The organism is Microvirga rosea, assembly GCF_020595095.1.
Taxonomy (GTDB): Bacteria; Pseudomonadota; Alphaproteobacteria; order Rhizobiales; family Beijerinckiaceae; genus Microvirga; species Microvirga rosea.
The window spans coordinates 332,427-355,175 of the sequence record NZ_JAJDOP010000001.1 but is presented as its reverse complement, the minus strand read 5'-3'; the positions used below and the strand labels follow the sequence as shown (position 1 = coordinate 355,175).

The 22,749-nt window shown below is 65.3% G+C and carries 21 protein-coding genes; 18 read left to right on the top strand and 3 right to left on the bottom strand.

The features are described 5' to 3' along the window. Positions 1–5 precede the first annotated feature (5 nt). The 16 genes from LJD17_RS01715 to truB all read left to right on the top strand — a co-directional run bounded on the left by LJD17_RS01715 (position 6) and on the right by truB (position 17,165). Positions 6–461 (top strand): Fur family transcriptional regulator, encoded by a 456-nt coding sequence (locus tag LJD17_RS01715; RefSeq protein ID WP_264478221.1) that lies wholly within the window; start codon positions 6–8, stop codon positions 459–461. After that, positions 458–1,270, top strand: a complete 813-nt coding sequence (locus LJD17_RS01710; RefSeq protein ID WP_227382234.1) for a lysophospholipid acyltransferase family protein — start codon at positions 458–460, stop codon at positions 1,268–1,270. The genes LJD17_RS01715 and LJD17_RS01710 overlap by 4 nt, the downstream gene beginning before the upstream one ends. Before the next feature lie 49 nt (positions 1,271–1,319). Beyond that, on the top strand, positions 1,320–2,678 hold the full coding sequence (miaB, locus tag LJD17_RS01705; RefSeq protein WP_227382233.1) for a tRNA (N6-isopentenyl adenosine(37)-C2)-methylthiotransferase MiaB: 1,359 nt from the start codon (positions 1,320–1,322) through the stop codon (positions 2,676–2,678). Positions 2,679–2,755: 77 nt separating this feature from the next. Further along, positions 2,756–3,769 carry a PhoH family protein gene (locus LJD17_RS01700; RefSeq protein WP_406600755.1) on the top strand — a complete coding sequence of 338 codons (1,014 nt, stop codon included), beginning with the start codon at positions 2,756–2,758 and terminating at the stop codon, positions 3,767–3,769. A gap of 14 nt (positions 3,770–3,783) precedes the next feature. Beyond that, positions 3,784–4,242: an rRNA maturation RNase YbeY gene (ybeY, locus tag LJD17_RS01695; RefSeq protein WP_264478246.1), complete on the top strand. Its 459-nt coding sequence runs from the start codon at positions 3,784–3,786 to the stop codon at positions 4,240–4,242. Positions 4,243–4,274: 32 nt separating this feature from the next. After that, entirely contained in the window at positions 4,275–5,306 is a 1,032-nt protein-coding gene (locus LJD17_RS01690; protein WP_227382230.1) for a hemolysin family protein, read from the top strand. Then, positions 5,303–6,889 carry an apolipoprotein N-acyltransferase gene (gene lnt / locus LJD17_RS01685; RefSeq protein ID WP_227382229.1) on the top strand — a complete coding sequence of 529 codons (1,587 nt, stop codon included), beginning with the start codon at positions 5,303–5,305 and terminating at the stop codon, positions 6,887–6,889. The genes LJD17_RS01690 and lnt overlap by 4 nt, the downstream gene beginning before the upstream one ends. 46 nt (positions 6,890–6,935) lie before the next feature. Continuing rightward, on the top strand, positions 6,936–7,352 hold the full coding sequence (locus LJD17_RS01680; RefSeq protein WP_227382228.1) for a helix-turn-helix domain-containing protein: 417 nt from the start codon (positions 6,936–6,938) through the stop codon (positions 7,350–7,352). Between the two features lie 101 nt (positions 7,353–7,453). Then, on the top strand, positions 7,454–8,632 hold the full coding sequence (metK, locus tag LJD17_RS01675) for a methionine adenosyltransferase (protein ID WP_227382227.1): 1,179 nt from the start codon (positions 7,454–7,456) through the stop codon (positions 8,630–8,632). A 5-nt stretch (positions 8,633–8,637) separates the two neighbouring features. Then, positions 8,638–9,318, top strand: coding sequence for a tRNA (guanine(46)-N(7))-methyltransferase TrmB (gene trmB / locus LJD17_RS01670; protein ID WP_227382226.1), 681 nt, complete (start codon positions 8,638–8,640; stop codon positions 9,316–9,318). A 501-nt stretch (positions 9,319–9,819) separates the two neighbouring features. Next, a complete protein-coding gene (gene rimP / locus LJD17_RS01665) occupies positions 9,820–10,461 on the top strand; it encodes a ribosome maturation factor RimP (protein ID WP_227382225.1) in 642 nt (213 codons plus the stop codon). A gap of 5 nt (positions 10,462–10,466) precedes the next feature. Continuing rightward, complete coding sequence (gene nusA / locus LJD17_RS01660) at positions 10,467–12,086, top strand: transcription termination factor NusA (RefSeq protein ID WP_227382224.1); 1,620 nt, start codon at positions 10,467–10,469, stop codon at positions 12,084–12,086. Between the two features lie 29 nt (positions 12,087–12,115). Next, a complete protein-coding gene (locus LJD17_RS01655; protein WP_227382223.1) occupies positions 12,116–12,778 on the top strand; it encodes an RNA-binding protein in 663 nt (220 codons plus the stop codon). A gap of 5 nt (positions 12,779–12,783) precedes the next feature. Then, positions 12,784–15,708 (top strand): translation initiation factor IF-2, encoded by a 2,925-nt coding sequence (gene infB, locus LJD17_RS01650; protein ID WP_227382222.1) that lies wholly within the window; start codon positions 12,784–12,786, stop codon positions 15,706–15,708. Between the two features lie 105 nt (positions 15,709–15,813). Then, positions 15,814–16,245, top strand: coding sequence for a 30S ribosome-binding factor RbfA (rbfA, locus tag LJD17_RS01645; RefSeq protein ID WP_227382221.1), 432 nt, complete (start codon positions 15,814–15,816; stop codon positions 16,243–16,245). Further along, on the top strand, positions 16,245–17,165 hold the full coding sequence (gene truB, locus LJD17_RS01640; RefSeq protein ID WP_227382220.1) for a tRNA pseudouridine(55) synthase TruB: 921 nt from the start codon (positions 16,245–16,247) through the stop codon (positions 17,163–17,165). The genes rbfA and truB overlap by 1 nt, the downstream gene beginning before the upstream one ends. Positions 17,166–17,484: 319 nt before the next feature. Here the strand turns inward: truB and LJD17_RS01635 are convergent, their stop codons facing one another. Next, positions 17,485–18,021, bottom strand: coding sequence for a ferritin-like domain-containing protein (locus LJD17_RS01635; protein WP_227382219.1), 537 nt, complete (start codon positions 18,019–18,021; stop codon positions 17,485–17,487). Between the two features lie 345 nt (positions 18,022–18,366). On the opposite strand from LJD17_RS01635, the gene rpsO reads away from it, so the two are divergent. After that, entirely contained in the window at positions 18,367–18,636 is a 270-nt protein-coding gene (gene rpsO, locus LJD17_RS01630; protein ID WP_227382893.1) for a 30S ribosomal protein S15, read from the top strand. A 209-nt stretch (positions 18,637–18,845) separates the two neighbouring features. After that, positions 18,846–21,023 carry a polyribonucleotide nucleotidyltransferase gene (gene pnp, locus LJD17_RS01625; RefSeq protein ID WP_227382218.1) on the top strand — a complete coding sequence of 726 codons (2,178 nt, stop codon included), beginning with the start codon at positions 18,846–18,848 and terminating at the stop codon, positions 21,021–21,023. A 100-nt stretch (positions 21,024–21,123) separates the two neighbouring features. Here pnp and LJD17_RS01620 read toward each other — a convergent pair whose 3' ends face one another. Together LJD17_RS01620 and LJD17_RS01615 are read right to left on the bottom strand one after the other, a co-directional pair. Then, a complete protein-coding gene (locus LJD17_RS01620) occupies positions 21,124–22,146 on the bottom strand; it encodes a hypothetical protein (protein ID WP_227382217.1) in 1,023 nt (340 codons plus the stop codon). An 8-nt stretch (positions 22,147–22,154) separates the two neighbouring features. Beyond that, positions 22,155–22,745: a DUF2239 family protein gene (locus LJD17_RS01615; protein ID WP_227382214.1), complete on the bottom strand. Its 591-nt coding sequence runs from the start codon at positions 22,743–22,745 to the stop codon at positions 22,155–22,157. Positions 22,746–22,749 lie beyond the last annotated feature (4 nt).

The following is a 22,749-nucleotide window of genomic DNA, read 5'->3' as shown; positions in this document are numbered from 1 at the left end:
CAATCTTGGCGGAACGGAACAGCAAATCGGCACGGATCCGGCGGTCCGACGCGATCGAGCGCGCCTGCCGCGAGAAGGGCCTGCGCATGACCGGTCAGCGCCGGATCATCGCCCGTATCCTCGACGATGCCGCCGATCATCCGGACGTGGTCGAGCTCCATCGCCGCGCCGCCGCGGTGGACGAGCGCATTTCCCTGTCCACCGTGTACCGGACCGTGAAGCTCCTCGAAACCCAGGGAATCATCGAGCGGCTCGATTTCCGCGACGGCCGCTCCCGCTACGAGCAGGCGGCGCGGGAACACCACGATCATCTGATCAATCTCGAAACCGGGGACGTGATCGAGTTCCACTCGGACGAGATCGAGGCCCTCCAGACGGAAATCGCCAGGAGGCTCGGCTACAAGGTCGTGTATCACCGGCTGGAGCTTTATGCCGTTCCGCTCGACAAGGATGAAGCGTGACGCGAATCGCCGTGTTTTTGCGCCTTCTGTGCCTTGCGCTGGTCGGCCTGTGCCTCGTGCCCCTGCAGATGCTGGCGATTCGCCTGAACTGGCGGATCCTTCACGTGCTTCCGGTCTGGTTCCACACGGTTCTCGTGCGCCTTTTCAATGTCCGGGTCATCGAACGCGGGCGGCCTCCGGGCGATGCGGCGACCCTGGTGGTCGCGAATCACGTGTCGTGGCTCGACATTCCGGTGATCGGATCGCTGCATCCCGTCTCGTTTATCGCCAAATCCGAAATCGAAGGCTGGCCGGTGGTCGGGCTGTTCGCCCGGCTGCAGCGGTCGGTGTTCATCGACCGGCAGCGCAAGAAAGCGACCGCGGAGGTGAATGACGCCTTGGCGCACCGGCTCGTGAAGGGCGAGACGATCGTGCTGTTCGCCGAGGGCACGACGGGCGACGGCAACCGGCTTCTGCCGTTCCGCTCCTCCCTTGTGGGAGCCGCGCAGGCGGCCCTGATGCAGGACGGCGTGGAACAGGTCTTTCTCCAGCCGCTCGCCATCGCCTACATCCGCCGGGACGGCCTGCCCGTGACCCGGCGCGAGCGGCCCTTCATCGCCTGGTACGGCGACATGGAGCTTGCGCCGCACCTGAAGGTCTTCCTTGAAGGCCGCCCTCTCGACGTGATCGTCACGTGGGGCGAGCCGATTCCGTTCAACGGCAACCGCAAGGAAGCGACGGCTTCCGCCGAGGCGGCGGTCCGGCAGGCGCTCAGATCGGACGAGGGGCGCGAAAGAGCCGCTATTCTCTTGTCGGGCCAAAAGCTTTAAAAGGGCGCTCCGTTTCGTTTTCCCGATCCCCAGCACAGGTCCGCCGAGCGTGAAAAAAGTCTTCGTCAAATCCTATGGCTGCCAGATGAACGTCTATGACGCCGAGCGCATGGCGGACGTTCTCGCGACCGAAGGGTACAGCGAAACAGCCGCGATGGAGGATGCGGATCTCGTCATCCTCAACACCTGCCACATCCGCGAGAAGGCCGCCGAGAAGGTCTATTCCGAGCTCGGGCGCGTCCGGGAGCTGAAGCAGGAGCGAGCGCATCAGGGACAGGACACGAAGGTCATCGTCGCCGGCTGCGTGGCTCAGGCCGAGGGCCGGGAGATCCTCCACCGCGCGTCCGTCGTGGACGTGGTGGTGGGCCCGCAAAGCTATCACCATCTGCCCGAGCTTCTGCGCAAGGCGCAGACCGAGCGGGTGGTCGACACGGAATTCCCCATCGAGGACAAGTTCGACCACCTTCCCCAGCCGAGCCGCCAGAAGACCCTGAGCCGGGGCGTGTCGGCGTTTCTGACGATCCAGGAAGGCTGCGACAAATTCTGCACGTTCTGCGTGGTACCCTATACCCGCGGCGCCGAGGTGTCCCGTCCCGTGGCCAAGATCCTGGACGAGGCCATGCGCCTCGCCGATGCCGGCGTACGAGAGCTGACCCTCATCGGCCAGAACGTGAACGCCTATCACGGGGAGGGGCCGGACGGCTTGGTCTGGTCCCTGGGGCGTCTTCTGCGCCGCCTCGCGGAGGTGCCGGGCATCGTGCGCCTGCGCTACACCACCAGCCATCCGCGCGACATGGACGAGGAGCTGATCGCCGCCCATGGCGACCTTCCGGCGCTGATGCCCTATCTGCATCTGCCGGTGCAATCGGGCTCCGACCGCATTCTCGATGCCATGAACCGCAGGCACACGGGCGACGAGTACCGCCGCCTGATCGAGCGCATCCGCGCGGTGCGGCCGAATCTCGCCCTGTCGTCCGACTTCATCGTCGGCTTCCCGGGGGAGACGGAGGCCGATTTCGAGGACACCATGCGGCTCGTGGCCGATGTGGGCTTTACGAGCTCGTTCTCGTTCAAATACAGCCCCCGTCCGGGAACGCCCGCGGCGGACATCGCCGAGCAGGTGCCGGAAGCCGTGAAGGCGGAGCGCTTGGCGCGCCTGCAAAACCTGTTGGAAACCCAAAGACAGGCTTTCAATCACGGAACCGTAGGCCAGACTCTGGACGTTCTGTTGGAGAAACCCGGACGTCATCCGGGGCAAATGGCCGGCAAGTCGCCCTATCTGCAGCCGGTGCACTTCGAAAGCGATGCGCATCGGATCGGTGAAGTCGTGACGGTTCGGATCGTGCGGGCAGGCTCGAACAGCTTGTTCGGGGAATGGGTCAAGGCCGGCGACCGGGTCGCGGCTTAAACAACCTGAGGAGACGCCATTTGAGGCAAGCGGACAACGTGACCGCACGAGCGCAGAAGGGCCGCAATCCCAGCCACCTGCATCCCGGCGTCGAGGAAGAAGCCGAAATCATCCTCACCTTCGAAGACAATCGCCTCGCCAGTCTCGTCTTCGGACAATACGATCAGAACCTCGCCCACCTGGAGCGACGCCTGAACGTGGTGGCCATCGCCAACGGAAACCGGGTCACCGTCAAGGGGACGCCCGAGGGCTCCGAACTGGCCCGCCGCGTTCTGGAGAGCCTTTACGAGCGCGCCCGCCAGGGCATGCCTCTCGCCCCCGGAGACGTGGACGGCACCATCGAGGAAAGCACCCTTCAGGGCAGTCTGTTTCCCGCCGAGGAGGAGCCGCCCCTGCCCGGCGTGACCGCCTTCGATCAGATCGCCACCCGCAAGCGCGGCCCCGTCAGGGCCCGCAACGCGGCCCAGAACGCCTATATCAAGGCGCTCAAGCAGCACGAGATGGTCTTCGCCGAAGGGCCCGCCGGCACCGGCAAGACATGGCTCGCCGTCGGCTACGCGGTGTCCCTGCTCGAGCAAGGGCAGGCGGATCGCCTGATTCTCTCCCGTCCCGCCGTCGAGGCGGGCGAGCGTCTGGGCTTTCTCCCCGGCGACATGCGGGAAAAGGTCGATCCCTATCTCAGGCCGATCTACGACGCCCTCTACGACTTCATGGAGGCGCGGCATGTGGACCGGGGTCTTCAGACCGGCATGATCGAGATCGCGCCCCTCGCGTTCATGCGCGGACGCACGCTCACCAACGCGGTGGTGCTCCTCGACGAGGCGCAGAACACCACCACCATGCAGATGAAGATGTTCCTGACCCGTCTCGGCGAGGGCTCGCGGATGATCATCACCGGCGACCCGACCCAGATCGACCTGCCTCCGGGCCAGAAGTCCGGTCTTGTGGAAGCGGTTCGGATCCTCAACGGCGTCGAGGGCATCGGCCGCGTCACCTTCAAGGAGCAGGACGTGGTGCGCCATGACCTCGTGCGCCGGATCGTCACCGCCTACGATGCGGATACGCGTCGGGAGCAGGATCGCCGGTCGTGATCGCCCTGGACACCATGGTGGAGGCTGGCGACTGGACGGGCCTCGAGGATCCGGAAGGCCTGGCCCAGCGGGCCGCGAATGCGGCCGCGGCGGTTGCGGACGCCGCCGACGAGGACGCGGAGGTCAGCGTCATGCTGACGGATGACGCCAGCATCCGCGAGCTGAACCGGCAATGGCGGGGCAAGGACAAGGCCACCAACGTCCTGTCCTTTCCGGCGCCGGAGCAACCGGGCTTCGAAGGCCCTCGCCATCTCGGGGATATTGCATTAGCTTATGAGACGCTGGTTCGTGAGGCGGAGGAGGAATCCAAGACCCTCGCGGACCATTTTGCTCATCTGGTTGTCCACGGCATCCTCCATCTCCTCGGCTATGATCACGAGGTCGAGGCGGAGGCGGAGGTCATGGAGGCCCTTGAGGTGAAAGCGCTCGCCACCCTTGGCATCGCCGATCCTTATCGCGATATGGCAGCCTGAACACCTGCAGGTTCGGCTGAACTCAGAAAGACATGAACGAAGATCGAAGTCGTCACGACCGCCCCGTCCGGATCCTTCCGGACAACGAGGGTTTGCGTGAGCACTGGTACGACCGGGTTCTGACCCGTCTCGGACTGAAATCCCGCGATTCCATCCGCCACGATCTTGAGGATGCGCTCGCGGAAACCGTCGAGGACACGGACTTTTCGCCCCAGGAACGGGCGATGCTCAAGAATGTCCTCGGCTTCCACCGGATCCGCGTCGATGACGTGATGGTGCCGCGGGCCGACATCGTGGCGGTGTCCGCCGATACGAGCCTCGGCGACCTCCTCAGCCTGTTCCGGACGGCCGGCCATTCCCGCCTGCCGGTCTATGGGGAAACCCTCGACGACCCGAAGGGGATGGTCCACATCCGCGACTTCCTCGATTTCATCGCCATGCGGGCCGATACCGGCAACGGGCGTCCGCAGGAGGACGAGGACGGCAATCCGCCTCCCGGCCCGAGCCTGGGACAGGTCGACTTTTCCATGACCCTGGCCTCCGCCCAGATCCTGCGCCCGGTTCTGTTCGTGCCGCGCTCCATGCCGGCCATCGATCTTCTGGTGCGCATGCAGGCGACCCGCACCCACATGGCTCTGGTGATCGACGAGTACGGCGGAACCGATGGCCTCGTGTCCATCGAGGACCTGGTCGAAATGGTGGTCGGCGACATCGAGGACGAGCATGACGATGCGGCCTCCGTCGCCGTGGTGGCCAGTTCCGACGGCACCTTCATCGCGGATGCCCGGGCCAGCCTCGACGAGGTCAAGGAGACGCTGGGCGTCGACCTGACCGAGGAAGAGGGCGCGGAGGACATCGACACGATCGGCGGCTTCATCGTCACCCTCGCCGGACGGGTCCCGTCCCGCAACGAGGTGATCGAGGGGCCGGAGAACCTGGAATTCGAGGTGCTCGATGCCGATCCGCGCCGGGTGAAGCGCCTGCGCATCTACCGCCGCACCACCCCGGCGGCCCTGGACGCGGCCAACGGATTCCTGCCGCCCGAAAGTACCGCCGCCGAATGAAAATCCTGACACAGCGCGTCGCGCTCGCCCGGGGATGGCGGCGTGGCCTTCTGGCTGTCGGGGCGGGAGCTGTCGGGGCGCTCGCGATGCCCCCGTTCGGCTTTGTTCCGGCCCTCGCCCTGTCCCTGACGCCGGCAGTCTGGCTGCTGGATGGAACCGCCCGCGGGACGCGGCCGCAAACGCTGAGGGCCGCGGCCCTCGACGGCTGGTTCTGGGGCTTCGGCTACTTCGTCGCAGGCCTCTGGTGGCTCGGCGCGGCGTTTCTGGTCGAGGCGGATCAGTTCGCCTGGGCTCTCCCCTTCGGGGTTTTCGGCCTTCCGGCCCTCCTGGCCTTCTTTCCGGCCTTCGGCTTTGCGGCGGCGCGTCTTTTGTGGTCGCCGGGCGCCGGAAGGATCTTCGCCTTCACGTTCGGCCTTGCGGTGAGCGAGTGGCTGCGAGGGCATCTCTTCACCGGGTTCCCCTGGAATACGCTCGGCATGGCACTCGGCCAGAACATCTGGCTGATGCAGAGCGCATCCCTCGTGGGTCTATACGGATTGACCGTCCTGGCGATCGGCATCGGCGCCTCCCCGGCCCTTCTCGGACCGGGCCGCACGCGATCCGGGCGCTGGACAGCCCCGATCCTTGCTCTCGGTCTTCTCGCCGCGATGGCGGGCTTCGGCTTTTGGCGCGTGCCGGCTGCCCCGGTGGCGAGCGTTGCGGATGTGCGCCTTCGCCTGATGCAGCCCAATCTGCCGCAGGACGCCAAGTTCCACCCGGGCAACCGGGAGGTGATCATGCGGCGCTACCTGACCTTGAGCGCCGCTCCGCCGGAGGGAAAGAGTCCGACGCATGTGATCTGGCCGGAATCCGCCTTTCCGTTCCTGCTGCATCGCAGTCCCGCCCAGCTCAACCAGATCGCGACGCTCCTCCCGCCCGGAACCCATCTGGTCACCGGCGCCGCCCGCATGGACGAACCGCTTCCGGGCGAGGAAGTCGGAAAGTTCTTCAACGCCATTCAGGTCGTCGACGACCGGGGAACGATCGTCGGTTCCTACGACAAGGTGCATCTCGTGCCTTTCGGCGAATACGTGCCGAAACTTCTCGACGCTTTGATCAGGGCTGCCGGGCTTCGCCAGTTCGTTCATATTCCCGGCGGCTTCGAACCGAGTCCCCGGCGCGGTGTCCTGAGCGTCCCGGGGCTTCCGCCGGTTGCTGCGACAATCTGCTATGAGGCGATTTTTCCCGGCGAGATTCTGCCAGACGGAGAACGTCCGCAACTTATTCTCAACGTGACCAACGATGCGTGGTTCGGCAGCACGCCCGGCCCTTATCAGCACTTCGCGCAGGCGCGTCTGCGCACGGTCGAGGAAGGTCTTCCTCTGGTGCGCGACGCCAATACGGGAATATCTGCCGTGGTCGATCCCTACGGCCGTGTGGTCGCGCGCATGGAGCTTGGCGCGGAAGGCGTTCTGGATGTGGATTTGCCGGTTGCGATCGCGGCGCCATTCGCGGCCCGTTCCAATATGTTTGTTTTGACTGTCATGCTTCTGATCTGCTTAATGGCGTCGATGGCGCATCGACGGCGTGTTGCGCCGGTTTGATTCGCCTCCATTGCCCTAAAGGTATCTGGCGAGGACGCGTGTTCTGATGAAGAAGTCGACCGGCTCCATCGATAAGGAAATCGGAAGCAGAGTCCGCATGCGCCGCATTTCGGTCGGCATGAGCCAGGAAAAGCTCGGCGACATGCTTGGCCTGACCTTCCAGCAGGTCCAGAAATACGAGAAGGGCACCAATCGCATCAGTGTCGGCCGCCTCGTCGATATTGCCAAGATCCTCGGCGTCGACATCGATTTCTTCTTCAACGGCATCCGGAGCGGCAAGGCGGGATCGGGCTTCGCCGAAGAGGCAGGCTCTCCGTATATCTCCGAGGTCATGTCGACTCCCGAAGGTCTGCAGCTGATCCGCACCTTCACGGCGATCAAGAACCCCAAGATTCGGCGAAGCATCGTCCAGCTTGTCTCCGTTCTGGCTTCTCAGGACGAGACCGAGGAACGTTCGTCTTAACGAACGCGTTCGCTTGACCTTTCCGCATGTCTGCGGCATGACGATGCCCGAAGGCCTGCAAATGCAGGCCATTTTCTGTTTTCCGCAAAGGGGCGATAGTCGTGCGGCGGTCAAGCTATCTTTTCACCAGCGAGTCGGTTTCCGAAGGTCATCCGGACAAGGTCTGCGATCGGATCTCGGATTCCGTGGTTGACGCCTATCTGGCCGCCGAGCCCGAAGCCCGGGTCGCCTGCGAGACATTGGCAACCACCAACCGGGTCGTGATCGCCGGTGAAGTGCGCGGCCCCGAGTCCATCACCAAGGACCGGGTGATCGAGCTGGCCCGGGACGCCATCAAGGACATCGGCTACGAGCAGGAAGGCTTCCACTGGAAGAACGCGGAAGTCTCCGTGTATCTCCATGCTCAGTCGGCCCATATCGCTCAGGGCGTCGACGCCGCCGGCAACAAGGACGAAGGCGCGGGCGACCAGGGCATCATGTTCGGTTACGCCTGCAACGAGACGCCCGAGCTCATGCCGGCGCCGATCTTCTACGCTCACAAGATCCTCGAAGACCTGACGCAGGCCCGCAAGGCCAAGGCCAACGGCGCCGCGGTTCTCGGCCCCGATGCCAAGAGCCAGGTCACCGTGAAGTACGAGAACGGCAAGCCGGTCGGGGTGACCCAGATCGTGCTGTCGACCCAGCACCTGGACGAGAAGCTTTCCTCGGACGACGTGCGGGAAATCGTCGAGCCCTACATCCGCAAGACCCTTCCGGCCGGCTGGGTATCCGCCGACACCGTCTGGCACGTGAACCCGACCGGCAAGTTCGTGATCGGCGGCCCGGACGGCGATTGCGGCCTCACCGGCCGCAAGATCATCGTCGACACCTACGGCGGCGCAGCTCCCCATGGCGGCGGCGCCTTCTCGGGCAAGGATCCGACCAAGGTCGACCGCTCCGCCGCCTATGCGGCCCGCTATCTCGCCAAGAACGTGGTGGCGGCAGGCCTTGCCGATCGCTGCACCCTGCAGCTCTCCTACGCCATCGGCGTCGCCAAACCCTTGTCGATCTATGTGGACCTGCACGGAACCGGCAAGGTGGACGAGAGCAAGCTCGAGGCGGTTCTCATGGATGCGATGGATCTTTCGCCCCGCGGCATCCGGACCCATCTCGGCCTCAACAAGCCGATCTATGCCCGCACCTCCGCCTATGGCCATTTCGGCCGCAAGCCCGACAGCGACGGCGGCTTCTCCTGGGAGCGGACCGACCTCGCCGACGCGCTCAAGACGTCCCTCGCCTGAATCCGATGAGCGACGCCTCCGAACGAGCCGGCGCCTTTTTCGGGCGCCGGAAAGGAAAGAGGCTGCGTGCCGGCCAGGACGATCTGGTCCGCACTCTCCTGCCCGCCCTGCGGTTCACGCCGGGCGCCGCGCCGGACGCGGTCTTCCCGGAGCCGGCCCGCGAAACCTGGCTTGAGATCGGCTTCGGCGGCGGCGAGCACCTCGCCGCGCAGGCCCGGGCCCACCCCGACATCAACATCATCGGCTGCGAGCCTTTCGTGAACGGCATGGCCAAGCTCCTCGCCGTGATCGAGCACGAAAAGCTCGCCAATGTGCGTGTCTGGGACGAGGACGTCACGGACCTTCTGCCGCACATGCCGGACGCCTGCCTCGACCGGGTTTATATTCTCTACCCGGATCCCTGGCCGAAGCGCCGGCAGCGCAAGCGCCGCCTGGTCTCCGACGAGATGCTGAAGACGCTGGCCCGCGTCATGAAACCGGGCGCGGAGCTGCGGTTCGCCAGCGACATCGACAACTATATCGGCTGGGTTCTGGCCCGCGTCCTGCGCTCCACGGATTTTCGCTGGATCGCGGCGGGGCCCGACGATTGGCGCAAGCCCTACGAAGACTGGCCCGGCACCCGCTACGAGGCCAAGGCGATCCGGGAAGGCCGCGTGCCGTCCTATCTGAGAATCGCGCGCCTCTGAACACGCGCCCCATGAATTCTCCCTGTCATTCCGGGTCGAGCAGAGCAAGAGCCCGGAACCCATAAACGCTAGCAGTTCAGGATAAAGAGCCATGGCTGCCGGCGATCTGCCTTGGATCCTCAGCGGCTCTGGGTTCCGGACTTGCCTGACGGCAATCCGGAATGACGGTGGCGGCGCTTCTGTCATTCCGGGGCGAGCACAGCGAGAGCCCGGAACCCATAACCGCTAACGGTTCGAGATAGGGCACTACGGCAGCGGCTGCGTCTTTTCCGGGATCCTCAGCGGCTCTGGGTTCCGGGCGCCGCTGCGTGGCCCCGGAATGACGGCGGCGCGACCGGGACCGATGTAAACCTTGCGTTTCCCGGCAGGAATCAGTATATCTCCCCTGTCAGCTCTGGTTGCAGTGTGAACTGCTGTTCGGGAGTGGGCCCCGCCGGGTCCGCTCTTTTTTATTGGTTGCGATCGGAGCTTCGGGAATTCGAGAGAGATTGCAGAACGCGCATGGCGAATGATCGCGACAAGCGTCTGGTGACGGAATCCGGCGTGGCTGCCCGGGTCACGGCGATTGTCGAGCCGGTGATCGAGGATCTGGGCTTCAATCTGGTGCGGGTCCGCGTGACCGGCACCAATGGCTGCACGGTGCAGATCATGGCCGAGCGGCCTGACGGCACCATGTCGGTGGACGAGTGCGAGACGATCAGCCGGGCGATTTCGCCGGTCCTGGATCTCGAAGATCCCATCGATCGGGAGTATTATCTCGAAATATCCTCGCCCGGGATCGATCGTCCCCTCGTGCGCGTCAGCGATTTCGAGCGGTGGACGGGCTACGAGGCGAAAATCGAGATGGCCGTGCCCGTCGAGGGCCGCAAGCGCTTCCGGGGCTTTCTCCGGGGCGTCGAAGACGGAATGGCGGCGGTGGAACTGCCGGACGTCAAAGAGGGCGAAGAGCGGATCGTGCATCTGCGGCTGGTCGACCTGGGCGAAGCCCATCTCGTCCTCACCGACGAGCTGATCCGGGAATCCTTACGCCGCGGATCGGCGCCTCCCGCGGAGGATGCGGATCAGGACGTTTCAGAAGACAACTCTGCGGGATCCGCGCCTGAGCCGCGCAGCCCGCAGACAAAGAAATCGAACAAGGAGTGACCTCGATGGCTGTAAGCGCCAACAGGCTTGAACTCTTGCAGATCGCCGATGCGGTCGCGCGTGAGAAGGTGATCGACAAGCAGATCGTGCTGGACGCCATGGCGGACGCCATCGCGAAGGCTGCGCGCTCCCGCTATGGCGCCGAAACCGACATCCATGCGGAGATCAACCCGAAGACCGGCGAGCTGCGCCTGTCGCGGCATCTCCTGGTGGTGGACGACGGCGCCCTCGAGAACGATTCCCGCGAGATCACCCTTTCGGAAGCCCGCAGCCGTCACAACCCGGCCGCCCAGGTGGGCGACAGCATCGCCGAGACCCTGCCGCCGTTCGATTTCGGCCGTATCGCCGCGCAGTCGGCCAAGCAGGTGATCGTCCAGAAGGTGCGCGACGCCGAGCGCGATCGTCAGTACCAGGAATACAAGGACCGGATCGGCGAGGTCGTGAACGGTGTCGTGAAGCGCGTCGAGTACGGCAACGTGATCGCCGATCTCGGCCGCGGCGAGGCCATCGTGCGCCGGGACGAGCTCATCCCGCGCGAAACCTTCCGCCCCGGCGACCGGATCCGCGCTTATCTGTTCGACGTCCGTCGCGAAGCCCGCGGGCCGCAGATCTTCCTGTCGCGGACCCATCCGCAGTTCATGGCGAAGCTCTTCACCCAGGAAGTGCCGGAAATCTACGACGGCATCGTGTCCGTCCAGGCCGTCGCCCGCGATCCGGGCTCCCGCGCCAAGATCGCCGTGACCTCACGGGATTCGTCCATCGATCCGGTCGGCGCCTGCGTCGGCATGCGCGGCTCCCGCGTCCAGGCGGTGGTCGGCGAGCTTCAGGGCGAGAAGATCGACATCATTCCCTGGTCCCCGGATCAGGCGACCTTCATCGTCAACGCCCTGCAGCCCGCGGAAGTGGTCAAGGTGGTGCTCGACGAGGAGGCCGACCGCATCGAGGTGGTGGTGCCGGACGACCAGCTGTCGCTCGCCATCGGGCGCCGCGGCCAGAACGTGCGTCTTGCCTCGCAGCTCACCGGCTGGGACATCGACATCCTCACCGAGGCGGAAGAGTCCGAGCGGCGCCAGAAGGAATTCGCCGAACGCACCGAGCTGTTCATGAACGCTCTCGACGTGGACGAAGTCGTCGGACAGCTTCTGGCTTCCGAGGGCTTCCGGTCGGTCGACGAAATCGCCTACGTGGATCTGGCCGAAGTGGCGTCCATCGAAGGCTTCGACGAGGACACGGCGGGTGAAATCCAGAACCGGGCCCAGGAATACCTCGCCCGGATCGAAGGCGAGAACGAAGCTCGCCGCCAGGAGCTCGGCGTCGCCGACGAACTGAAGGAGATCGAAGGCCTCAACACGGCCATGCTCGTGGCCTTGGGCGAGAACGACATCAAGACGGTCGAGGACCTGGCCGGCTGCGCCACCGACGATCTCGTCGGCTGGACGGAGGGACGCGGCCAGGACGCGACCCGCTATGCGGGCGCCCTCGACGGCTTCGACCTGTCGCGCACGGAAGCGGAAGCCATGGTCATGGCGGCCCGCGTCAAGGCCGGCTGGATCGAGGCTCCTGAGGAGCCGGTGGAGACCGAGGGCTCGGCGGAAGAAGCCGAGACCGAGGCTCAACCCTCCTAACCGGCCATGGTCAGGCGAGGTCAGCACCCGTGCCGCGGCATGAACCGGAGCGCACCTGCATCGTCACCCGCACGGTCCACCCGTCGGCGGAGCTGATCCGCTTTGTGCTTGGGCCCGACCGGGAGGTCGTGCCTGATCTGAAGCACAAGCTGCCCGGCCGGGGCGTTTGGGTCACGGCCAGGCACGACGTCGTGGAGGAGGCGGTTCGTCGCCGCGTCTTCCCCCGTGCCTTCAAGGCGGAAGTGACGGTGCCGGAAACCCTGGCCGGCGATATCCGGCAGGCGCTCCGCACGGACCTGCGCCAAAGTCTTTCGCTGGCGAACAAGGCCGGCACGGTGGTTACCGGATTTCACAAAGTTGAGTCGGTGATCGCCGAAAAGCCTCTCGTTGCCCTTATTCATGCCGCAGAAGCGGCCGAAGATGGGCGGCGAAAGATCGCGAACCAGTTGCGAAAACGCCTCGGCGACGCAATATCAAGCTTTCCGGTCGTCCAAGAACTGTCAAATGACGAATTGGATTTGGCATTAGGCCGGTCACATGTGATACATGCTGCCCTCGTCGCGGGCGCTGGGAGCGACGGCTTTCTGAACCGCTGGCATCGTTACCGTGAATATTGCGGCCTCGATGTCGATCAGGCTGGCCTCCAGAGCGAGACCGGCGAACCCACGATTTTGAAACCCGCAGGATATTGAGCGGAATGAGCGATACGAAAAACCCGGGCGACAAGACACTCCATGTGTCGTCCAAGACGCTTTCACTGAAGCGACCCGTCGAACAAGGCGTGGTGCGCCAGAGCTTCTCCCATGGCCGGTCCAAGTCGGTCGTGGTTGAGACGGTGAAGCGTCGCCCCGTCGGTCCCGGCGGAGCGCCAGAACAACAGAAGGCCGCGCCGCCTCCGGCTGCGGCGGCACCACCGGCCGCGCCCACACCTGCTCCTGCCGCCCCCCCGCGGCCGCAGCAAGGTCGCGGACCGCGTTCGGGCGCGTCATCCTCCAACGCACCGCGCTCCGGCGTGGTGCTGCGCACCCTCTCCGATCAGGAGCGCGACGCCCGCGCCCTGGCGCTGGCCGATTCGCGCCGCCGCGAGGAAGAGGACCGGAAGCGGCAGGAAGACGAAGCCGCGCGCCGCGCCGAGCGTGAAGCCTCCGAGGCCCGCGAGCGAGCGGCCGCCGAAGCGCGCAAGCGCGAGGAGGAAGAGCGCCGTCGTCAGGAAGAAGAACGCAAGCGCGTGGCCGAAGATCAGGCCCGCCGCCGCCTCGGCGAGGCGCCGGCGCCCGCACCGGCTGCCGCTGCTGCCCCCCGCCAGAGCACCGGAGCTCCCCAGGAGCGTCCCCGCAGCGACCGGGGCCCGTCGGAGCGATCCGGTGGCGACCGGGAGCGTAATTTCGGCGATCGTCCGCGTCCCTCCGGCGATCGTGCCGGCGGTGATCGCTCGTCGGGTCCCCGCCCCGGCGGTTCGGGTCCGCGGTCCGGTTTCGGCGGCCCCCGCAGCGGCGGTGGCACCACCGGCGGCCGTCCGCCGAGCCTCAACCACATGGCTCGTCCGGCCGCACCGGCCGTGCCCGATCCGACAACCGCGAAGCCCAATGCCCGCACGGCGCCGCCGGTCGCGGCCCGCACGGTCGAGATCGACGACGAGGAGAATCCCCGGACCATCCGGCGTCCCGGCACCGCGGCGAAGCCCGTCGCCGTGCCGAAGGTGCCGAAGGCTGCCCCCGGCGAGGAAAAGCGCCGTGGCCGCCTGACCCTGTCCAACGCCCTGTCGGCCGACGATGAACGGACCCGCTCCGTCGCGTCGTTCCGCCGCCGCAACCAGCGCCTGACGGGTCACCGGCAGATCGAGCAGAAGGAAAAGATCGCCCGCGAGGTGACGGTTCCTGAAACGATCACCATCCAGGAGCTCGCCAACCGCATGTCGGAGCGCGCCGTGGACGTGATCAAGCTGCTCATGAAGCAGGGTCAGATGCACAAGATCACCGACGTGATCGATGCGGACACCGCGCAGCTCGTCGCCGAGGAACTCGGACACACCGTGAAGCGCGTGGCCGAATCCGACGTCGAGGAAGGCCTGTTCGACACGCCGGACGTGGACGAGAACCTGGATTCGCGGCCGCCGGTCGTGACCATCATGGGCCACGTCGACCACGGCAAGACCTCGCTCCTCGACGCGATCCGCAAGACCAACGTGGTGTCCGGCGAGGCCGGCGGCATCACCCAGCACATCGGCGCTTATCAGGTGACCTCGCCGCTCGGCGGCAAGATCACCTTCATCGACACCCCCGGTCACGCGGCCTTCACGGCCATGCGCGCCCGCGGCGCCAAGGTGACGGACATCGTGGTGCTCGTGGTGGCGGCGGATGACGGCGTCATGCCGCAGACGGTCGAGGCCATCGCCCACGCCCAGGCGGCGGGCGTGCCGCTGATCGTGGCGATCAACAAGGTCGACAAGCCCGACGCCAACCCGCAGCGGGTCCGCACCGAGCTGCTCCAGCACTCCATCGTGGTGGAATCGATGGGCGGCGAAACCCTCGAGTTCGAAGTCTCGGCCAAGACCGGCCAGGGCCTCGATACCCTGCTCGAAGGTCTCCAGCTCCAGGCCGAAATCCTCGACCTGAAGGCGAATGCCGACCGCTCGGCGGAAGGCACCGTCATCGAGGCGAAGCTCGATCGCGGCCGTGGCCCGGTGGCGACGGTTCTGGTTCAGCGCGGCACCCTGCACACCGGCGACATCGTCGTGGCCGGCGCGGAATGGGGTCGCGTGCGCGCCCTGATCAACGATCTCGGCAGCACCGTGAGGGAGGCTGGTCCCTCCGTTCCGGTGGAGGTCCTGGGCTTCAACGGCACTCCGGAAGCGGGCGACCGCGTGGCGGTCGTCGAGTCCGAGGCCCGTGCCCGCGAAGTGACCGAATACCGGACGCGCCAGAAGCGCGAGCGTCAGGCGGCCCGCATGGGCGCTGCCGGCCGCACCCTGGCGGACATGATGCGCGACCTGAAGGCCGGAGCGGGCCGCAAGGAATTCCCGCTCGTGGTCCGGGCGGACGTGCAGGGCTCGGCGGAAGCGATCGTGGGAGCGCTCGACAAGCTCGGAACCGAGGAGGTCGGAGCCCGCGTGGTTCAGGCCGGCGTCGGCGGCATCTCGGAATCGGACATCACCCTCGCCGAAGCCTCCGGGGCTATCGTGCTCGGCTTCAACGTACGCGCCCACAAGGAAGCCCGCGAGGCTGCCGAACGGGCCGGCGTCGAGATCCGCTACTACAACATCATCTACGACCTCGTGGATGACGTGAAGGCGGCCATGTCGGGCCTGCTGGCACCGACGCTCCGCGAGGAGCGCCTCGGCGAAGCCCAGATCCTCGAAGTGTTCAACGTGTCCAAGGTCGGCAAGATCGCCGGTTGCCGCGTCCTCGACGGCGTGGTCCAGCGCGGCGCTCACGTCCGCCTGATCCGCGACAACGTGGTGATCCACGAAGGCAAGCTGTCCCAGCTCAAGCGCTTCAAGGACGATGCCCGCGAAGTCACCTCGGGTCAGGAATGCGGCATGGCGTTCGAGAACTATCAGGACATGCGCGTCGGCGACCTGATCGAATGCTACCGCGTGGAAGAGGTGAAGCGGACGCTTTAAGCGCCGTTCCCCCTCGTCACTGTCCAACGCTTCATCGTCATGGCCGGGCCCGTCCCGGCCATGACCTCTTTTTGAATGATCCGGTTCAATCCCGGGAAGTTTTCCATGGCCAAACGCTTCGAACAAACAACCGGACCGTCCCAGCGCCAGCAGCGCGTCGCCGAACTCGTGCGTCACGCCCTGGCGGAGGTTCTATCCCGCGGCGACCTCCAGGACGAGGCGCTCACGCGAAACGTCATCACGATCCCCGAAGTGCGCATGTCGCCGGATCTGAAGCTCGCCACCGCCTACGTGATGCCCCTTGGCGGCAAGGACGAGGACACGGTCATCAAGGCGCTGGAGAAGAACAAAAAGCTCCTGCGCCAGGAGGTCGCCCGTCGGGTGAACCTGAAATTCGCACCCGACCTCCGCTTCCGCCGCGACGAGAGCTTCGACGAGGCCGCCCGCATCGATGCGCTCCTGCGCTCCGAGCGCGTGGCCCGCGATACGGCGAAGCCCACGGACAACGCCTCCGACGACAACGACGAGCAGGATTGATGACCGACGAGAAGCCGCAGCGACGCCCGCAAGGGGAGCGCCCGAAGAAGCGCGACGTGAACGGATGGATCATTCTGGACAAGGGCGTCGGCATGACCTCGACCCACGCGGTCGCCGTGGTCAAGCGCAGCCTCCTGGCCAAGAAGGCCGGACATGCCGGAACCCTCGATCCCCTCGCCTCGGGCATCCTGCCGATCGCTCTCGGGGAGGCCACGAAGACCGTTCCGTTCATCATGGACGGCCGCAAATCCTATGTGTTCACCGTGGCCTGGGGCGCCGAAACCAACACGGACGACGCGGAAGGCGACATCGTCGGCCGCACCGACCTGTTGCCCGATCCGTCCGCCATCGAGGCGCTTTTGCCGCGTTTCACCGGATCGGTCGAACAGGTCCCGCCACGGTTTTCCGCCATCAAGATCCAGGGCGAGCGCGCCTACGATCTCGCCCGCGAGGGCGAAGCGGTGGAACTGCAGGCGCGCACCGTCGAGATCGACCGCCTGTCGCTCGTGCATCACGAGGGCAACCGGTCTGTGCTCGAAGCGGATTGCGGCAAGGGCACCTATGTGCGGGCCATCGCCCGCGACCTCGGCCGCGCTCTCGGGTGCCTCGGCCATATCGCGGCCCTGCGCCGGACCCGAGTCGGCCCGTTTGCGGAAAGCGACGCGGTGACGGTCGACGATCTCGCGACCGATCCCGCCGCCCTGCGGCCGGTGGAAGCCGCCTTGAGCGACATTCCGTCCGTCCCCGTGAGCCGGGATATGGCGGGCCGGCTGATGCGCGGCCAGTCGATCATTTTGCGCGGGCGTGAAGCGCCGGTCTCCGGCAAGGTTTACGCCACCTGCAGTGGCGTCCTCGTGGCGGTCGGCGATGTGGAGCGCGGCGAACTCGTGCCGCACCGGGTGTTCAATCTCGGGATTTGAGGGTGTGCTCCTCCGTCATTCCGGGGCCGCGCAGCGGCGCCCGGAACCCAGAGCCGCTGAGGATCCCGGAAAAGACGCGACGGCTGCCGTCGTGCCTTGTCTCAAACGATGAGCGGATATAGGTTCCGGGCTCTCGCTTAAGCTCGCCCCGGAATGACGGGAGCACCACCCGTCATTCCGGATTGCCGTCGGGCAAGTCCGGAACCCAGAGCCGCTGACGATCCAGGACAAATCGCCGGCAACCATCGCTCTCTATCCTGAGCCGTCCTGGTTATGGGTTCCGGGCTCTTGCTCCGGAATGAACGTCGCCAGCGATCGATCAGCGATCGGCCTTCAGGCCCTGCGCCTCGCGCATCAGGTATTTTTGGGTGATCGGCTGGATCTGATCGCGGATCAGCTGCGCGGTCTTCTGCTCTTCGCGCAGGGTTTCCTCCAGGGCCGGAACGAAGCGGTCATAGCCGGACGCCTGGGCCATGCTGATCAGCGACATATAGGACGCGATCTCGAAGTTCTCGAAAGCGTGGTTGGCGAAGGTGTTCTTGAGGACCTCGTCCGCCATGGGCATGTGTCCGGCCGCCGCCATGTTGGCCATGAACTGGGTCGCCATGTCTTTCAGGAGCGAGCGATCCTCGCCGAAGGTATGCAGCATATCGTCGAGACGACGGATCTGGCCCTCGGTTTCCTGAAGGTGGGTCCGGAGAATCTGCGACATTTCCGGGTAGTTCTCGAACCGCTCCAGCTGGCGCTGCATGAGCTGGACGGCTTCCTTTTCAAGGGCGTGAGCGTTCTGAAGGCCCGTGACGAAAATGGAGCGGACGGTTTCCGAAGACGACAGGTCGGCAGTAGTGGTCGCCATTCTCTTGACTCCTCTTGATGTCGGTGACTTTGACTCACCAACCAGACTTTTCAGGACTTGTTCCGTCCGCCCTCCCCGTCCGGGTCTGTGCCCATACGGCATATGTTCTTGCCAGGCTTGACGAATCCGGCCTGGCTCTGTCGTAGAGACGAAATGATTTCTCTGGCGCTTGTGCCGATTTGGTGTATGGTGCGACCGCTTCCCGCAAGCGTTTCGCCTGCGAGACGTGCCTTGAGGGCAGACCGCGCTGGACGACATCCCGGCCCGGCCGCCTCCGGCGAACGGACCTTTTCGTCCTTGATGGACGAGGTCCTTTTTTCCAAAGCCAACCTGAAAGGACTGACGATGTCGATCACGGCCGAGCGCAAGAACGCGCTCATTAAGGAATTCGCTCAGAAGGCAGGCGATACGGGCTCCCCCGAGGTGCAGATCGCAATCCTGACCGAGCGGATCACCAACCTGACCGAGCACTTCAAGTCTCACGCGAAGGATAACCATTCCCGCCGCGGTCTCCTGAAGCTCGTGTCGCAGCGCCGCTCCCTTCTCGACTATCTGAAGAAGAAGGAAGAGGGTCGCTACAAGACCGTTATCGAGAAGCTCGGCATTCGCCGTTAAGCTGCTCGGACAAGTTCCGTCCGGAGCCCGGCTCCGGACGGCCTCTTGACGCAGAAGCCCTATGAGCCTGCGTCCTTCTCAAGAGGCGGATGACGCGATGACCATGGCAGGATCGCAAGAGGCTTCTCACCGGCGGATCGGTCCGTCGCGGAGCTTCTTGCCGTCTTGCTCATGGCATCGAGCGCCGCCGTGTCATGAAAGACAGATCCATGTTTGACGTTCAACGCGAAGAACTGATTTGGGCCGGGCGCAAGCTCGTGCTCGAAACCGGCAAGATGGCCCGTCAGGCCGACGGCGCCGTGGTGGCCTCCTATGGCGAGACCACCGTTCTGGCGACCGTCGTGTCGGCCAAGGAGCCCAAGGTCGGCATCGACTTCTTCCCGCTCACGGTGAATTACCAGGAGCGCACCTACGCCGCCGGCCGCATTCCGGGCGGCTACTTCAAGCGCGAAGGCCGGCCGACCGAGAAGGAGACCCTGGTCTCCCGCCTCATCGACCGCCCGATCCGCCCCCTGTTCCTCGACGGCTACCGGAACGACACCCAGGTCGTCGTGACCGTGCTGTCCCACGACCTTGAAAACGATCCCGACATCGTCGCCATGGTGGCGGCTTCCGCGGCCCTCACCATCTCCGGCGTTCCGTTCATGGGTCCGGTCGGCGCAGCCCGCGTCGGCTATATCGGCGGCCAGTACAAGCTGAACCCGCCGCTGCCGGAGATGGAGCAATCCTCCCTCGATCTCGTGGTCGCCGGCACGAATGAAGCCGTGCTGATGGTCGAATCCGAGGCGAAGGAACTGCCCGAGGACGTGATGCTCGGCGCCGTGATGTTCGGCCACAAGCATTTCCAGCCAGTGATCGAGGCCATCATCCGCCTGGCCGAGAAGGCCGCCAAGGAGCCGCGCGATTTCCAGCCCGCCGACATGTCGGACGTGGAAAAGGCCGTTCTCGACATCGCCGAGAAGGACCTGCGCGAAGCTTACAAGCTCACCAAGAAGCAGGACCGTTACGCTGCCGTCGACGCCGTGAAGGCGAAGGTGATGGAAACGCTCTGCCCGGCCGAGGGCGAGGCGAAGTTCGAGCCTGAGAAGGTCAAGGCGGTCTTCAAGGAAGCCCAGGCCAAGGTCGTGCGCTGGAACATCCTCGACGAGGGCAAGCGTATCGACGGCCGCGACCTCAAGACGGTCCGCCCGATCGTCAACGAAGTCGGCGTCCTGCCGCGCGCCCATGGTTCGGCCCTGTTCACCCGCGGTGAAACGCAGGCTCTCGTGGTGACCACCCTCGGCACCGGCGAGGACGAGCAGTTCGTGGACGAGCTGGAAGGCACCCGCAAGGAAACCTTCCTGCTGCACTACAACTTCCCGCCCTACTCCGTCGGCGAGACGGGCCGCATGGGCTCGCCCGGCCGTCGCGAGATCGGCCACGGCAAGCTCGCCTGGCGCGCCATTCACCCGATGCTGCCGGCCTCCCATGAGTTCCCCTACACGCTTCGTGTCGTGTCGGAGATCACGGAGTCGAACGGCTCCTCCTCCATGGCCACGGTCTGCGGCGCCTCGCTGGCGCTGATGGATGCGGGCGTTCCCCTGCGCCGTCCGGTGGCCGGTATCGCCATGGGCCTCATCCTCGAGGGTGAGCGTTTCGCGGTTCTGTCCGACATCCTCGGCGACGAGGACCATCTCGGCGACATGGACTTCAAGGTGGCCGGCACGGAAGAGGGCATCACCTCGCTCCAGATGGACATCAAGATCGCCGGCATCACCGAAGAGATCATGCGCGTCGCGCTCGATCAGGCCAAGGACGGTCGCGCCCATATCCTGGGTGAGATGAACAAGGCCCTCACGGCTCCGCGCGCCGAACTCGGCGAGCATGCTCCGCGCATCGAGACCATGCAGATCCCGGTCGACAAAATCCGCGAAGTCATCGGTTCGGGCGGCAAGGTCATCCGCGAGATCGTGGAGAAGACCGGCGCGAAGATCGACATCAACGACGACGGCCTCATCAAGATCGCCTCGGCGGACGGCAAGTCGATCAAGGCGGCCTACAACTGGATCCGCTCCATCGTGGCCGAGCCCGAGATCAACATGATCTATGAGGGCACGGTCGTGAAGGTGATGGAGTTCGGCGCCTTCGTGAACTTCTTCGGTTCGCGCGATGGCCTCGTGCACATCTCGGAGCTCGCCAAGAACCGGGTCGGCAAGGTGACCGACGTGGTGAAGGAAGGCGACAAGGTGAAGGTGAAGTTCCTCGGCACCGACGAGCGCGGCAAGGTCCGCCTGTCCATGAAGGTCGTCGATCAGGAGACCGGTGAGGACATCACCGAGAAGCTGAAGGCCGAAAAGGACGCCGAGCGCGCTGAGCGCGATGCGCAAAAGCAGCAGGCCGGCGAGTAAGACATAAGGGGCGGCTTTGCCGCCCCTTTTTCTTTGAATCGTCCCGCCGGGCGCATCGCTCGCGCGGGATGATGCTTGAAGTCCGATCCTTGGAAGTCCCTTACCTGGCGCGAAGCTCCACCTGATCGCTCCAGATCGTCTGGCGGACGTTCCCGATCCTGAATCCCGCTTCCTCCGCCAGGGGACCGAAGACCTCGAGGCCACGCGGGATGAGGTTGAACTGACGGGCTCCGGTCAGCTTCCCCCTCGCCTCCTCGGTCCGCGTCACCGAACCCACCACACAACATGCGCCTTTGCCGTCGGCACGAAGCGCCTTCAGATTGGCGAGGATTGCCGTATCGCTCCCGTATTCGAACAGGCCGCCTTCGGACATCGCGGCGATGATCGCACCTTGCGCGATCAGGTCGTCGACGAGCCGCTTCAGGATGGACGTGTCGTTCCAATCGTATGTCCGCCGCTCCAACGTGACATCCAGCCCGTGAAGCCGTCCGCCTTCGGCCTTCATCCGGGACAGGGCTTCTTGCCCGAAGAAGGGCCCGGCCTCGTCGAGATCGAGGACATGGATCGTGATGGGCCGCTTCAGACGCTCGGGCGATGTGCGAAGCAGCAGGATCAAGGCATTGAGCGTATCGATCGCAGGTCCGCCCGCGATGTTGATCAGATGCAGCGGACGATGATCCGAAACGGATAACTCACCCATGAGCCCATCGGCGATGAGAGCCGCCATCTGCTGCATGCGCAGGCGCATGAAGGTGACGTGCGGCGCCGCGGCGAACTTCCGGTCCATCGGCGCATCGTAGGGAGGCACGAGGTTGTCCGGGCCGAGCTTCATCACGTAGGTGCTGAGACCGTCCAGGTACGAAGTGCCCGATCCGAACATGGCGCGAAACAGCCGCGACTTTTTCACAGCCGCCTTCACCATCATCCGCATCAGGAATTTGGGAACGCGGCCGTTGCGCCGTTCTTCCCGGATCAACGCCTCATGCAGTTTTCGAAGGCTCTCGTCGTCCTCGGACAAGGCAAAGCGTGGATGCGTCACGTCGATGACGGGAAGTTCTCCTCCCTCCATGGTTCTGGCGAGGACGATGCCCTCGCGCTTCATGTGTTCGATGGTCGTCGGCATGCTGCCCCTCATTGCGGTTGTTCGGGTGTTGATTTGAGAGCGGGTTCGGCGAGGCGCCGCGCGTGATCGCGAAGGTCCGCCGGCCACGGTTCGGTGAGCGCCATGAAACGGCTTCGCTCGCCGGCGTAGAGGGCTCGCGCGGCCTCCTCGTAGCCCGGCTGGTTGCCGAGCATCGCCAGCATGAACCGATCCGCCGCCTGCTGGGCCTGGCGGATGGCGGCCCGGTCGTCTCCGGTTTGCCGGGCGGCGTCGACGAGCTTGCGGAGCGTGACGGAAGCGCCGCCGGGCTGCCGGGAGAGCCAGTCCCAGTGGCGCGGAAGAAGCGTGACCTCCCGGGCGACGACGCCGAGCTTCGGGCGACCCTGACGTTTCGCCCCTCCCTGCTGATCGTCCGGTGCGGCGATCCGGGCCGCGATCTCCTCGTCGCTGCCGCGAAGATCGAAATCGACCTCGCCGCCCGTGACGTCGTCGAAGATCAGGATCGTCGGTGGGTCGTCCGCTTGAAGCGCCCCCTTGACCGCGAGGGCGACCGCGAGCTGCGGCCCGGTGATGAGATGTCGGTTTCCGATGAAGGCCGTGTAGGTGTGAGGGTGTGTCATGGGG

Excerpts from the sequence above, each read along its gene's own strand:
- ybeY (WP_264478246.1), top strand. The coding sequence starts at position 3,784 with ATGGTGGAGGCTGGCGACTGGACGGGCCTCGAGGATCCGGAAGGCCTG.
- LJD17_RS01690 (WP_227382230.1), top strand. The coding sequence starts at position 4,275 with ATGAACGAAGATCGAAGTCGTCACGACCGCCCCGTCCGGATCCTTCCG.
- lnt (WP_227382229.1), top strand. The coding sequence starts at position 5,303 with ATGAAAATCCTGACACAGCGCGTCGCGCTCGCCCGGGGATGGCGGCGT.
- LJD17_RS01680 (WP_227382228.1), top strand. The coding sequence starts at position 6,936 with ATGAAGAAGTCGACCGGCTCCATCGATAAGGAAATCGGAAGCAGAGTC.
- trmB (WP_227382226.1), top strand. The coding sequence starts at position 8,638 with ATGAGCGACGCCTCCGAACGAGCCGGCGCCTTTTTCGGGCGCCGGAAA.
- rimP (WP_227382225.1), top strand. The coding sequence starts at position 9,820 with ATGGCGAATGATCGCGACAAGCGTCTGGTGACGGAATCCGGCGTGGCT.
- nusA (WP_227382224.1), top strand. The coding sequence starts at position 10,467 with ATGGCTGTAAGCGCCAACAGGCTTGAACTCTTGCAGATCGCCGATGCG.
- infB (WP_227382222.1), top strand. The coding sequence starts at position 12,784 with ATGAGCGATACGAAAAACCCGGGCGACAAGACACTCCATGTGTCGTCC.
- rbfA (WP_227382221.1), top strand. The coding sequence starts at position 15,814 with ATGGCCAAACGCTTCGAACAAACAACCGGACCGTCCCAGCGCCAGCAG.
- truB (WP_227382220.1), top strand. The coding sequence starts at position 16,245 with ATGACCGACGAGAAGCCGCAGCGACGCCCGCAAGGGGAGCGCCCGAAG.
- LJD17_RS01635 (WP_227382219.1), bottom strand. The coding sequence starts at position 18,021 with ATGGCGACCACTACTGCCGACCTGTCGTCTTCGGAAACCGTCCGCTCC.
- rpsO (WP_227382893.1), top strand. The coding sequence starts at position 18,367 with ATGTCGATCACGGCCGAGCGCAAGAACGCGCTCATTAAGGAATTCGCT.
- pnp (WP_227382218.1), top strand. The coding sequence starts at position 18,846 with ATGTTTGACGTTCAACGCGAAGAACTGATTTGGGCCGGGCGCAAGCTC.
- LJD17_RS01620 (WP_227382217.1), bottom strand. The coding sequence starts at position 22,146 with ATGCCGACGACCATCGAACACATGAAGCGCGAGGGCATCGTCCTCGCC.
- LJD17_RS01615 (WP_227382214.1), bottom strand. The coding sequence starts at position 22,745 with ATGACACACCCTCACACCTACACGGCCTTCATCGGAAACCGACATCTC.